This window comes from Streptomyces sp. WAC03905 (assembly GCF_057371075.1).
Window position 1 is genome coordinate 1,007,233 of record NZ_JBXYDZ010000003.1, and the last position, 12,812, is coordinate 1,020,044.

A 12,812-nucleotide genomic window follows, 5' to 3' on the forward strand; every position below is an offset into this window, starting at 1 on the left:
GGGCACGATCCCCGGTTGACCACGGTCGGCGCGAAAACCCTTGAAATAGAGCCTTGATCATCTATTTCTTGGTCAACCGGGGATCGGCACCTACAGTTTTGGAACCGCCCCAGCACGCACCGACTGCCGGATGGCCTCCCCCACCCATGCCCTCACGGAGGATTCCTGTGCCCACCCGCGCCTGACCCCGCGCCCTGCCGCGCCGGACCGAGAGGCAACTCGAACCGGCCCCCGGCAGGAACGCCAGATCACCCATCACCCGGCCGTACTGCGCCCTTCTCACATGCTTCACGGACCGCGCGGCCGGGGCTTCACTCCCCTCAAGGACACCGTCATGACGCACCTCTGCCCTCCCCAGCCTGAATCCCGGCCGCCGGCACCGCCCGGCGAGCGGGGAGGCGCACCGGATTGAAGGCCGTAGCCGCCGCTCTCGGCGTCGTCTGCCTGACCCCTCTCCTCCTCGCCGGCACCGCCGCCATCGCCGCGGCCGGAAGCGGCGGCGCCTCCCGCGCAACCGCCTGTACCTCCGGCGGCAAGGACGTCGACACGAACGCCGTCGCCCGGCAGGTCGCGGCCATCCTCGGCGGCCAGGGCGCCGACCAGAACGTTCGCGTCGAAGGCCTGGAACTGCCTGCCGAGCAGATCCCGCACGCCAAGACCATCGTGGCCACCGGCATCGCCATGAAGGTCCCCGAGCGGGGACAGGTCGTCGCCCTCGCCACCGCCATCCAGGAATCCCGGCTTCGCAACCTCAACTTCGGCGACCGCGACAGCCTTGGGCTGTTCCAGCAACGGCCCAGCCAGGGCTGGGGAACCCCCGAGCAGATCCGCGACCCCGTCTACGCCTCCACACGCTTCTACAAGGGGCTGCTGGAGGTGAACGGCTGGCAGCAGATGACCATCACCCAGGCCGCCCAGGCCGTGCAGCGCTCCGGCTACCCGGACGCCTACGCCCAGTGGGAGCCCCTCGCCCGGGCGCTGCAGCAGGCCATCGTCAAGACCCTCCCGAACGGCGGACAGACCCAGCCCGGCCAACCGGACACCGGAAACGGCTCCGGCAGCGGCTGCCGGCCGGGCGAGGACGGATCCGGCTGGGGTGAGATCCCCGAAGGCGCCGTCCCCGACGGGTACAAGATCCCCTCGGACGCCTCACCGAAGGCCCGTACCGCGATCGACTGGGCGATGCACCAGCTCGGCACGATGTACCAGTGGGGCGGCACCTGCCTCGCCCCGCGCGGACCCGACCCGATGGGCCGCTGCGACTGCTCCAGTCTGACGCAGCAGGCCTACGCCAAGGCCGGCGTACAGCTGACCCGCACCACGTACACCCAGGTCAAGGAAGGCGACCCGGTCCCGGCCAGTGCCCTCAAGCCCGGTGACCTGCTCTTCACCCGCGGCACCGCCGCCGTTCCCGAGCACGTCGGCATGTACATGGGAGCCGGTCTCGTGATCAACGCGCCGAAGACCGGGCGTCCGGTGCGGATCGAGAAGGTCGGCGACTGGCAGATCCTCGCCGTCCGCCGCATCCCCGCGCTTCACAGCTGACCGCCGGCAACGCCGCCCTGGCCTGGTCCGCGCCTCTCACGCGCCCTGAGCGCCCTCTTCCCTTCCCCCGCATTTCGCAAGGCCGCTTTGCCCTGCGCACGCAAGGAGCTCCGTCATACCCATTCCACTCGCAGACCGCGTCACCCACCTCGCCTTCGACCCGGGCATCACCCCGAAGGGTGGCGGCCTGCCCGGACTTGACGTCCTGAAGAACGTCGTCAGCTCGATCAACATGTTCGGGATCATCGCCGTCGTCGGTGCCCTGGCCGTGTCCCTCGGCGTGTGGGCCTGGGGCCACCACACCGGCGGCCACCAGGCAGAAGCCAATGGGAAGAAGGGCGCCGTCGTCTCCGCCGGCGCGGCCCTCGGCCTCGGCGCCGCCAACGGCATCGTGGCCTTCTTCTCCGCACTCGGCACCCAGGTCCGCTGATGGGCAGGCGCTCTCTGTCCCCCCTGCACCGGGCCACCTCCCACTGGCCTTCCAAGCGGCGGATCACCGTCCTCGTCACTGTGACGGCCCTGCTGCTCGCGGTCGCCGCAGCCGCGGCCCTCCTCACCAACCGGGACCAGGGCAAGGCCCGCGCTCCCGCAGCACCGGCCCCGGCCGACCCGTCACCGTCCACACCGGGCGCACCGAAGCCCGGTACGGGGACGGGAGCGGTACCCAGCCCGCCGCGGCTGGCGGATCCTCTGGCCTACGGGCGGGCGGCGGCGGTGATGCTGTGGTCCTACGACACCCGCACCACCAGCCGTGACCAGCAGCTCGCCGGCATGCACGCCTGGATGACCGCGGAGAAGAAGTACACCGACTGGACTTCCCTCTCCTCCCAGGTACCGGACCCGGTGCTGTGGTCGCGGATGGCCGACAACGCCCAGCACGCCACCGCCACGGTCTCCGACGCCCGTTTCCCGTCGGCGTTCAAACAGGCCCTGGCCGAACACCCGACCGCGATCACCGAGGCATACATCTACGCCGTCACGGTCACCGGCAAGCAGTCCATCGCCTGGAAGGACGGCGGTGGCGGGGCGGAGGACCGCGCGGTCACCCTCGCCGTCCAGTGCCGACCGAGCGCCGACTGCGCCCTGGTCTCCCTCGCCCCGAGCGTCGCCCCGTAGCACGCCACTGAACAGATAAGGAGGTACCCCTTCCAGTGGACTTCTGCTCCCTGCCCCTGGCGAGCAAGCTGTGCACGGCGGCCGACGCCATCGACTTCGTCAACGATCCGGGCAAGGCCATCACCGAAGGCATCGGCAACTGGATCGCCAAGTCCGTCGGTGAGTTCGCCGCCGGAGCCGCCGACCTGGCCGCCGAGGCCGTCGACACCACCACCAAGGTCGACCTGCGCGCCGGGTGGTTCGTCGACAACTACGAACTGCTGCTTCCGATCGGCCTGACCATCCTGGTCGCCACCTTCTGCGCCCAGCTCATCCGGGCCGCCATCAAACGCGACGGCCAGGCCCTGGCCCAGGCGTTCACCGGCACCGCCTCCGGCGTCCTGTTTTCCTTCGCCGCCATCGCGCTCACCACCGTGGCCATCGAAGTCGTCGACGCGCTGTCGGCCGGGCTGTTCGCCGCGGCGGACACCTCCATCCAGGAAGCCGTACGGCGCATGGTCAAGGCCAGCTATGTCGGCTCGATGGTGCCGCTGGGCTGGATGATCCCCGCAGTCGTCGGCCTCGGCTCCGCGATCGGAGCGCTGCTGTACTGGTGCGTGATGATGGTCCGCAAGGTCGGCATCCTCGTCCTGGTCACCCTCGCGGTCTTCGCCGGAGCCGGCGGCGGCTGGGAAGCCGCCCGGCGCTGGCGCCGCGGCTGGATCGAAGCCACCGCGACGCTGGTCGTCTCCAAGCTCCTGATGACGATCGTGTTCCTCCTCGGCGTGTCCGCCCTCGGGCGGACCGACCCGAAGGACGGCATGGCGGCCCTCGCCGACTGCCTCGCCGGCGCCGTGATCATGATGCTGGTGCTCCTGTGCCCGTACGCCACGTTCAAGTTCGTGCACTGGGCCGCCGAGGGCACCGACGGCGAATCCATCCATCGGGCCGGCGGCGCGGGTGCACAGATCGCCAAGCAGCACACCGAGCAGGCCGCCCGCAAGGCCGCCGCGATGGCCGCGACCGGCGGTGCCGGAGGTGCCGCAGCCGGAGCCGCCCCGCAGGGACCGGCAAGCGTCCCGGGCCAGTTCCCCGGCGACGTCGCCGCCAGCCCCACCGGCGGCAGCGGCGGGGAGAAGAACACCGCGCCCCTGCCGTCCACGGGCGGCGGGCTCGCCGATGGACTGTCGAAGGGGGTCCAGCCTCCGCCGACCCGCGTGAACCAGGACACCAGCGGCCACCTCGGCGGCAGCCCCGGCCCGCTGGCCGGACCGACCTCCCCGAGCAGCAGCACCGGTCCGGTACCGCGCAGCACTCAGCAGGTGCCGCCACAGGGCGCCCCGAGTGCGACAGCCGGATCCTCCGGCAGCCCGTTCACCGCGTCACCCCCGCCGACCGGTTCCTGATCCGTTCGCCCCTGCCCGGGCGGGACACCCACACAGCGTGTCCCGCCCGGGCCCCGGCCCCGCGCCCCGAAAGCGGCCCCTGCCTTGTCTGATCTCTCCCTGTCCCCACTGACGATCAAGTTCCCCCACCGGTCCCGGCGCGGCATCCTGCTCGGCCTGTCCCTGCCCCAGCTCGTCCTCACCTCCGCCGCCCTCGCCCTGCTCCTGGCGACCGTGGTGTCCACCGGCCTTCTCGGAGCGCTCGCCCTGACCCCCCTGTGGGCGGCCGTCGCCGCCCTCGTCGCGGTCCGCCGCCACGGCCGGTCCCTGATCGACTGGGCGCCGATCGTCCTGCGCTACGCCCACCGCCGACGCACCGGCCAGACCATGTGGCTGGCCCGCGCGGTCTCCCGCCCCAAGGTGGACGGCCTGCTCCACCTGCCCGGCACCGCCGCCTCCCTGCGCGTGGTCACCCCGGCCGGATCCCAGGCCGCCGCCGTCCACGACCCCCACCAGCAGACCCTCACCGCCGTAGCCCGCGTCACGTCCCGCGCCTTCGCCCTGCTCGACCCCGCCACCCAGAACGCCAACGTGAGCGCCTGGGGGCGGGCGCTGGCCGGCATCGCCCGCACCGGGCACATCGCCACCGTCCAGGTCCTGGAACGCACGGTCCCCGACTCCGGCGACACCCTCACCCGCCACTGGACCACCCACGGCCACCCGGCAACACCGGTGGCCGGGCAGGTATACGCCGACCTCGTCGCCTCCGCCGGACCGGCCGCCGCACCGCACGAGACGTACCTGGCGATCTCCCTGGACATGAAGGCCGCCAAGCGGCTGATCTCCCAGGCCGGCGGCGGACTGCCCGGAGCCTTCACCGTGCTCGGGCAGACCACCGCCTCCGTCACCCAGGCCGCCCGCACCGCCGGGCTGATGGTCACCGGCTGGCTCACCGCCCGGGAAGTCGCCGCCGTCGTGCGCACCGCCTACGACCCCAAGGCACTGGCGGCACTCCAGCAGTGGTCCGAGCACGGGCGGGCCGAGGCCGACCCGGCGGCGGCCGGCCCGGTGGTCCAGGTCGAGGAGCACGACCGGGTCATCACCGACACCGCCCGCCACGCCACCTACTGGGTGGAGAACTGGCCCCGCACCGAAACCGCGCCCGGATTCTTGCACCAGCTGATGTTCACCGCCGGGGTACGCCGCTCCTTCTCCCTTATATACGTCCCCCAGGAGCTCGAGTCCGCGCTGCGGGACGTCCAGCGCACCAAGGCCACGATCATCGCCGACGCCAACGAACGCGCCCGCCGCGGACAGGTCGACTCCGAAGCCGACTCCGTCGAGTACACCGACGTCAAGGAACGCGAACGCCAGCTCATCGCCGGCCACGCCGACGTCGCCCTCACCGGCCTGCTCACCGTCTCCGCCGAAACCGACGCCCAACTCGACGCCGCCTGCGCGCAGATCGAAACCGCCGCCGTCACCTCCCAGGTCGACCTGCGCCGCCTGACCTACCAGCAGCCCGACGCATTCACCCTCGCCGCCCTCCCCCTCGCCCGCACCGCCCTGTAACCGGCACGCGGACCGGGCATCGCCTACCGCCCTGCCGCCGCTGACCTGCCCCAACAGAAAGACGCCCTGCTTCTTGGCTTCCTCCCTCACCGACTCCGGCGACGCGCACCCCTACCTGCGGGCCGCCACCGCCGGCGTCCGCCACCACACCCGCCAAAGCGCCACCGCAGGCGCTCCGGCCGACCGCGCCCACCTCGATGTCCTGCACGGCCACCTGACCGGACTGCACCTGCTCCTGGATCAACTTGCCGAGGCCACCCGGCCCGCCCACCCGGCGGCCGGACGCCACCTCGCCGCAGCTCACCTGCGGATATGGCAGGCCTCAGCCGGCGTCCACGACGCCTTCCACACACTCCCCGCCACACCCAAGGCCGACGCGGACCCCGTCTGCCGCCCCGAGACGCTGCCCGAGGGGCCGCCTGTCCTCACCATCTGCCAGCGCCACCTCGCCTCCGGGCACTCCATCCGCCGCAAGACCACCCCCAGCGACCACAGTCCCCGCACCGCCGGAGCGGTGTGAGCGGCGCCTCCGCAGAATCGATCCGCCCCATGCCCCAGCAGCACCGTCCCGGCCGCCGCGCCCGCCGTGCCAGCGCCTCCCCTCTGTTCACCCCGCACGGCACCGACCGCGCCAGCCGCCGCGCCGCCCGCAAGCAACTCGCCGAAGCCGAGGCCAAAGCCCGCGCAGCCGCCGCAGTCCACGGACCCGAGCCCGCCGAAGCGCAGATGCCGACGCCCACATACCCGTCCTCCGGACGGTCCGGCGCAGCCTCCGCCCGCGGCAACGTTCTGCGCCTGCCCGCGCACCGCATGACCACCGCGGTCGCCGCCGGCGCGTACCCGTTCCTCGCCGAGGGAGGACTCGGAGCCGACGGCATCTACATCGGCCGCGACGTCCACGCCGAAGCCGCTTTCACCTTCGACCCGTTCACCCTGTACGGCAAGGTCGAGGGCTTCACCAACCCCAACGTGCTGTTGGCCGGGGTCATCGGCCAGGGCAAGTCCGCTCTGGCGAAGTCCTTCGCGCTGCGCAGTGTTGCGTTCGGCTACCGCGTCTACGTGCCCTGCGACCCGAAGGGCGAGTGGACTCCCGTCGCCCAGGCGCTCGGCGGCACCTCGATCGCCCTCGGCCCCGGCCTGCCCGGCCGCCTCAACCCCCTGGACGCAGCACCGAGGCCGCCGTCCGTACCCGAAGCGGACTGGGCGGGTGAGATCCGCAAGCGGCGCCTGCTCCTCCTCGGCTCCCTAGCCCGTACCGTGCTGGGCCGGGACTTGATGCCGATGGAGCACACCGCCCTCGACATCGCCCTCGACGGCGTCGTCAAGGCCGCCGCCCATGCAGGCCGCACCCCGCTGCTCGGGGACATCGCCCACACCCTGGCCCAGCCCGCGCTCCTCGACCAGGCCGCCGGCACCGTCTCAGGCCATCTCGGCGACGCGGCCCGCGACCTCGCCCACGCCCTGCGCCGCATGGTCCACGGCGACTTGGCGGGGATGTTCGACGCCCCCTCCACCGTGGCCTTCGACCCGAGCACCCCGATGCTGAGCATCGATCTGTCCCGGCTCGGCGGCTCCGGCGACGACACCGGCCTCGTCCTCGCCATGACCTGCGCCTCGGCCTGGATGGAGTCGGCCCTCACCGACCCCCGCGGCGGGCGCCGCTGGATCGTCTACGACGAGGCGTGGCGCATCCTGCGCCACCCCGCGCTCCTCCAGCGCATGCAGGCCCAGTGGAAGCTGAGCCGCGGCCTGGGCATCGCCAACCTGATGGTCGTCCACCGCCTCTCCGACCTGCTCTCCGCCGGCGACGCCGGATCCCAGGGCCGTGCCCTGGCCGAGGGCCTCCTGGCGGACTGCTCCACCCGCATCGTCTACCGGCAGGAAACCGATCAGCTCCACGCTGCCGCCGCCCTGCTCGGCCTCACCAGCGTCGAGACCGAAGCGATCTCTCACCTCAGCCGCGGACGCGGCCTGTGGAAAGTCGCCGGACGATCATTCATCGTTCAACATCTTCTTCACCCGGCCGAGCAGCACCTGTTCGACACCGACGCCCGCATGCACTGAGGTCTGCCCACCTCACCGGGCCACCCCCTCGCAACCGAATCCCCTCCAGGAGGACCCCCATAGAATCCCATCCGACCACCGCACTGTTCCCGATGCTCGACGACGACGAGCTCCGGGCACTCGCCGACGACATCCTCGAGCTCGGCCAGCACCACCCCATCGTTCTCGACGCTGACGGCCGAATCCTCGACGGCCGGAACCGGCTGAAGGCATGCGAGATCGCCGGCATCGAGCCTGTATACGTCACCTACGACGGGAACAGCCCGAGCGCCTACGCCCTGTCGGTCAACAGCCGCCACCGCCACCTGACCAAGGGGCAGCTCGCGATGATCGCCGCGAAGGCCCGTTCACTCAGTGAACATTCGGAGCGTTCACCGAGTGAACAGTCCGTCCGTTCACTGAGTGAACAGGCCGGAGTCTCCACCGGCCGCATCACGCAGGCCACCATAGTCCTGCGCTACGCACCACTCCTCGCCGACGCCGTCATCAAGGGCACCAAGAGCCTGAACGAGGCGTACGCGACAGCCCAGGAGAACAAGGCCAAGGAGAACTCCGCCGAGGCCCAGCTCGCCCGCCTGCGGGAAGAGGACCCCGAGCTTGCCGACCGGGTCGTCGAGGGCGACCTGACCCTGGCCGGCGCGTGGGCGGAACGTACTGAGCGCGTCGAGGAGGACAAGCGGCAGCGAAAGGTCGCCACCCGCCTGCTCGACGAACTCATCCCGCCGCTCGCCCAGACCCGCGGCACCAGGACGTTCAGCCGGTACGACCCCGCGTACACGACCGGCGCGCCCCTCACCCGCGAGATCATCGCGCACGCGATGACGGCGCTGGCCGAGATGGACCAGGTCTGGCAGGAGCGTGATCTGCCGTGACGAGCGATACCGAACTCCTCCTGCGGCAGCTGGTCGAGGAGACCGCGCTGGAAATCACGGACGCCGACGGCCGGTTCCGCAAGCGCGACCTCGTCGACGCGGTACGTGGCAAGCTCGATGACGTGAACCTCGGCCCGGACACGCTGGCCATCGCCCTGGACAAACTCGCCGAGAATGCGGTCACAGGGTTCGGGGACCAGCGCAACCCCCGTCGCAGGGGGCCGGGCTCCTTCTTCCACCCCGACGACATCCTCAAGCTGGGCAACGGCGTCTGGGTCTGGATGAGACGCGCGACCGACTCCGACGTTGTCGCCTGGCGCAAGCAGTCGCGGCGGAACCGGGTGCACGTCGATGCGGTGGACAACGAGCGCCAGGAGTACGCCGACGATCGCCTCGACGCCTTCCGCGCCAATGACGGCATCGTCTACCTCATAGACCTGGAGCGGATTGTCTTCCACTGGACCGAGGACAACGCCACTCAGTCCGGCCTCTTCTGACCGTGGCGGGCGAGCACCGCAGGCCCGACCACCCGACCCGGCGTGCATCGGGCCTGCGGGCCGACCACCAGACCTGTCTGTACAGGCCTTCCGAAGTCCGCTGCCTGCGGCGACTCCCACGCCGACCGCCCCGCTGCCCGGAGGAGCCTCAGCGCCCGCACAGCAGACTTCGTTCCCGAACCCGAAAGCCCCTGCCCTGAACCCCGATTTCGAGCTGTACGACAACGCCGGCCGCGACGCCGAGCAGATCCACTCTCACGCGACCGGGTCTGCCACCGCGGCTGACCTGGACCGGTGGGCGCGCAGGGATGCCGCCGGCCTCCTGGCCCGCCACCGCTTCCCCGAGCCGCCCCTTGACGCACCCGACCTGCGCCCCTATCTGAAGGCCCTGGACGAGGCGGCCACACCTGTCGAGGCCGCCGTCGTCACCAGCGCCGTGCTCAACACCTCCGAAGCGTTCGTCGGCGCCCTCAGCGACTACCTCCTCGCCGCCGGCCACCGCTATCAGCACAACGAACGGTCCTCGGCCGACTCCCCACGCACGGCGGCGTGGAGAGCCGCGAGCGGTCTGCTGGTCTCCATGGGCGAGGCCGCTCGCGCCGTCGAGACCACCCTCCGCCAGGAGTACGACACCCCGGCCCGACCGGGCAGCCACCCCGGACAGAAGCCACCGGCTCCTCCGCCGAACCCCGCATCCGGCCCCACCGCGCCCCGCCGCTAGAACCCATGACAGGAGGCAGCACGCACATGCTGCACCACCCCGTGAGCATCCACGTCGGAGCCCACACCGCCGCACCCATGACCCACCCGCGCACCGACCCCGTCCACCGCCTGCTGTGGGGGCGTGGATTCTCCTACTGCCCCCGCCTGCACGCCTACGTCGCACCCTCGGAACTCCCGGTCGAACAGCAGGAGCACCTCGTCCACCAGGCCGTCCACGCCCTCACCGCGCTCGGCCACCCGGTCGCCCACTTCCACCACCAGCACCCGGGCTAACCCGCCCGGCCAGCCCGCCCGGAGACACCCTCTGCCCCCACCGCCCACCCCCGCGACCGCGCCCCCGGGCCCGCCGCCCCTGACCACCCCCACGGATCCGAGCGGTAGCTATGCCTACGGCCTGCTGCTCCTCGACCTCACCGACCGCCTCAACGGGATCCCGGACCCCGGCCGCGCCGCCGCTCTCGTCGACCAGATCCTCCATCCCGACGACGGGCTGCTGGCCCGGCTCGCCGAGCTCTTCGAAGCCGCCGGCGAGAAGGTGAAGGAGTCCGAGGACGACGACGCCTTCGACCTGGCCGCGGACTTCGAGGAAGCCGCCGTCCAACTCCGCGACATCGGCGACACCCTGCACGGCGCCACCGAGCGGATGGCAGCACTCGCCACCGTTCCTGCGCCTGCGCCTGCGCCGCGGTCCAGGTCTCTCGGCAGCGCCGTCCCCACCAGCAGCAGCCGGCCAGCGCCCGGCCGCTCCCGCTGACCCGAAACGGAGTCCCGCTTCTGTCCGGCCAGTTCGTCATCGGCACGCACCCGCAGTACGGGTACGTCGCCTCCTCCACCGGCATCCCCCACCACATCAGCCAGTGGTACCTCACCCGCCTCGGCTTCCAGCCGGTCGCCGGCCTGCACGGCGTGTACCTGCTGACCACCCCCGGCCACGACGGTCCCCGGCGCACCCGCCAGGCCGTCGCCAGCCTGCGCGCCAGCGGCTACCCGGTCCACGCCGACTACTCCCTCGATCCCGCCAACACCACACAGGCGGCCCCGGCGCCCGACCCGCGGGCGTGGTACCGCACCACCGTGGCGCAGGCCGCAGCCGTCCGCTCCCCACAGGACCGCCCCGCCGTGCCCGCCCGCCCCGCGCCCGCCGCCTTCACCGGGCGGCCGGCGAACACACCGGCAACCGCCGGGCCAGGGCGGAGCCGTTGACGAAGGACACCACGATCATCTCCATCACGCGCGGCAGGGGCGGGCAGGTCGAGGCCGAGGGCCCCATAGACGCGCTCGCCTGGGCCCTGCTGGACCGTGCCGGGTTCATCCGGCAGCCCACCCTGCGCGGCACCTGGCACCGGCTCCCCTTCGACATGGGTGAGGCGTGGGAGAACGAACACGCCTCCTACGCAGCCGACATGCTCCGCGCAGCCCGCTACACGATCCGCCTCGACCCCGCACTGACCCCCGGCGGCCGTCCCGCACCGAACAGCCCGCACCAAGGCGCCGGCCCCATCCCGGCACCGGCTGCGCCCGCAGCGGTGCCCCGTACCCGCTGACCACCAGGACCTTCCCATGACCACCACCCCCCAGCCCGGCCTGCCCTCGCCCAACGAGCTGCGGCGCCAGGCCCGCACGGAGGCCGGATCGTTCCTTGACCTGCCGGAACTGTCCGATCCCGCCGACGCCCTGCGGGACTGGACACGCCGGCTGGCCGAGGCCGAGACACCCGCCCAGTTCCACGTCCTCGTCGACACCGTGACCGGCACCCACGACAGCACGCTGCTGGCCCTGCGGGACTTCCTGCTCACCGCCGGCACCTGGTGCCGCGAGCACGGCCACGCCCGGCTCGGCGAGCGCTACCAGCGCACCAGCGACCTCCTCGACGTCACCGACCGGCTCCTCCACCAGCTCGGAATCGACCACCTCGCCGCCACCTGGACAGACCCGGCAACCGCCCCCTCCCCAGGAAGGACACTTCACTGAACTCGGCCGAGATCACCCTGTTCACCAGCAAGCACGACGGCATCGTCGCCCTGGTCACCGGCAACAACTGGCGCTGGGCCCGCAAGATCCTGCTGGTCACAGGATTCACCAAGGACGACGACGGCAACTACGCCCTGCCCCTGGCCGACCTCCCCCGGATCCGCGCGGCCCTGACCGAGGTCCACGAACTCGCCCGCGCCTGCCAGATCAAAGTCACCGCCACCCACCAGCCCTACGTCGGCGACTTCGCCCGGGACATAGCCGAACACCTGCCCGGCCAGTGGACCGTGAAGGTCGAAAACTACTCCCTGCCCGTGTGGCAGGAGGACCTGGCAGCCTGCATCTGGGACACCAGCCCCGGCCAGGGATCCAAGATCTACGGCCCGCTACTGCACACCGTGGAGAAGCGCCGGGTGCCCTGGGCGGCTGTGCTGCGCAGCGACACGGGAGTCGAACTCGCCGTCGTCCAGGCCCCCGACGACGCCAGATACCACGTCGGCGCGCTCGCCCCCAGGGACATGTACCTGGACGAGGAGGTGACCCCGCCGCAGAGCATCGCCGTGCAACCGTCCGCCGTCACCGCGGCGCGCCGGGCAGACTCCGTGCTGCTGGCCGACTACCGCCGGGCCGTCCTGCAATCCCACCTCAACCACCTGGCCGATGATCTCGCCTGGGCGCAGGAGGCGTACGAGCCCGGCACCGTGCACAGTCCGCCGCAGCCGGACCTGGCTGCCGCCTTCGCCCGCTTCACCACCCACGCTCCCGGCCTCATCACCGCCCTGCGTGGGGCGCCTGCCGTCGGCGCGCAGGAGGCGGCCTTCCTCGAGCGCATGGACGCCGCTTTTGGCACCCAGCCGCCCGGCGACGGCGCGGACACCGGTGCGGCCCTGCCCACGGCTGATCCGCTGGCGCTGTGGCTGATGGAGGGAGGCCAGCTGGTCGCTGTGGCCCGCACGGCCCACCCGGCGCTCACTCCCGCACCGGCCGCCGCCGCGCCTGGGCGGCCTCCAGCGGTCCCGAGCGCTCTTCCCGCTGCCCTGCCACCGAGTTCCCGCGCTGTCCCCAGCCGCAGATAGCCCCCTACCTCC

The 12,812-nt window shown here is 72.0% G+C and carries 15 protein-coding genes; all 15 read left to right on the forward strand.

Translation table 11 applies throughout. The features are described from left to right. Positions 1-408 precede the first annotated feature (408 nt). The 15 genes from AC2RP6_RS07505 (at position 409) to AC2RP6_RS07575 (ending at position 12,800) form a co-directional block, all read left to right on the forward strand. Complete coding sequence (locus AC2RP6_RS07505; protein WP_486445482.1) at positions 409-1,545, forward strand: C40 family peptidase; 1,137 nt, start codon at positions 409-411, stop codon at positions 1,543-1,545. A gap of 115 nt (positions 1,546-1,660) precedes the next feature. Further along, on the forward strand, positions 1,661-1,975 hold the full coding sequence (locus AC2RP6_RS07510; RefSeq protein ID WP_366449290.1) for a DUF6112 family protein: 315 nt from the start codon (positions 1,661-1,663) through the stop codon (positions 1,973-1,975). Further along, positions 1,975-2,661 carry a hypothetical protein gene (locus tag AC2RP6_RS07515; RefSeq protein WP_486445483.1) on the forward strand — a complete coding sequence of 229 codons (687 nt, stop codon included), beginning with the start codon at positions 1,975-1,977 and terminating at the stop codon, positions 2,659-2,661. The genes AC2RP6_RS07510 and AC2RP6_RS07515 overlap by 1 nt, the downstream gene beginning before the upstream one ends. A gap of 35 nt (positions 2,662-2,696) precedes the next feature. Further along, a complete protein-coding gene (locus AC2RP6_RS07520; RefSeq protein ID WP_486445484.1) occupies positions 2,697-4,046 on the forward strand; it encodes an SCO6881 family protein in 1,350 nt (449 codons plus the stop codon). Between the two features lie 84 nt (positions 4,047-4,130). Next, on the forward strand, positions 4,131-5,597 hold the full coding sequence (locus tag AC2RP6_RS07525; RefSeq protein ID WP_486445485.1) for an SCO6880 family protein: 1,467 nt from the start codon (positions 4,131-4,133) through the stop codon (positions 5,595-5,597). A 73-nt stretch (positions 5,598-5,670) separates the two neighbouring features. Beyond that, the gene (locus AC2RP6_RS07530) at positions 5,671-6,117 is read left to right on the forward strand and encodes a DUF6238 family protein (RefSeq protein WP_366449203.1); all 447 of its coding nucleotides are present in this window, start codon (positions 5,671-5,673) and stop codon (positions 6,115-6,117) included. 29 nt (positions 6,118-6,146) lie between these two features. Further along, positions 6,147-7,661 carry an ATP-binding protein gene (locus AC2RP6_RS07535; RefSeq protein ID WP_486445486.1) on the forward strand — a complete coding sequence of 505 codons (1,515 nt, stop codon included), beginning with the start codon at positions 6,147-6,149 and terminating at the stop codon, positions 7,659-7,661. A 92-nt stretch (positions 7,662-7,753) separates the two neighbouring features. After that, on the forward strand, positions 7,754-8,533 hold the full coding sequence (locus AC2RP6_RS07540; protein ID WP_366449205.1) for a ParB/RepB/Spo0J family partition protein: 780 nt from the start codon (positions 7,754-7,756) through the stop codon (positions 8,531-8,533). Further along, positions 8,530-9,030 carry a hypothetical protein gene (locus AC2RP6_RS07545; protein ID WP_486445487.1) on the forward strand — a complete coding sequence of 167 codons (501 nt, stop codon included), beginning with the start codon at positions 8,530-8,532 and terminating at the stop codon, positions 9,028-9,030. The genes AC2RP6_RS07540 and AC2RP6_RS07545 overlap by 4 nt, the downstream gene beginning before the upstream one ends. A gap of 436 nt (positions 9,031-9,466) precedes the next feature. After that, the gene (locus AC2RP6_RS07550) at positions 9,467-9,751 is read left to right on the forward strand and encodes a hypothetical protein (RefSeq protein ID WP_486445488.1); all 285 of its coding nucleotides are present in this window, start codon (positions 9,467-9,469) and stop codon (positions 9,749-9,751) included. Positions 9,752-9,777: 26 nt separating this feature from the next. Then, on the forward strand, positions 9,778-10,026 hold the full coding sequence (locus AC2RP6_RS07555; protein ID WP_486445489.1) for a hypothetical protein: 249 nt from the start codon (positions 9,778-9,780) through the stop codon (positions 10,024-10,026). A 262-nt stretch (positions 10,027-10,288) separates the two neighbouring features. Beyond that, positions 10,289-10,507: a hypothetical protein gene (locus tag AC2RP6_RS07560; protein ID WP_486445490.1), complete on the forward strand. Its 219-nt coding sequence runs from the start codon at positions 10,289-10,291 to the stop codon at positions 10,505-10,507. Positions 10,508-10,659: 152 nt separating this feature from the next. Continuing rightward, on the forward strand, positions 10,660-10,956 hold the full coding sequence (locus AC2RP6_RS07565) for a hypothetical protein (protein ID WP_486445491.1): 297 nt from the start codon (positions 10,660-10,662) through the stop codon (positions 10,954-10,956). Beyond that, on the forward strand, positions 10,953-11,297 hold the full coding sequence (locus AC2RP6_RS07570) for a hypothetical protein (RefSeq protein ID WP_486445492.1): 345 nt from the start codon (positions 10,953-10,955) through the stop codon (positions 11,295-11,297). The genes AC2RP6_RS07565 and AC2RP6_RS07570 overlap by 4 nt, the downstream gene beginning before the upstream one ends. A 264-nt stretch (positions 11,298-11,561) precedes the next feature. After that, a complete protein-coding gene (locus AC2RP6_RS07575) occupies positions 11,562-12,800 on the forward strand; it encodes a hypothetical protein (RefSeq protein WP_486445493.1) in 1,239 nt (412 codons plus the stop codon). The last annotated feature ends 12 nt before the right edge of the window (positions 12,801-12,812 follow it).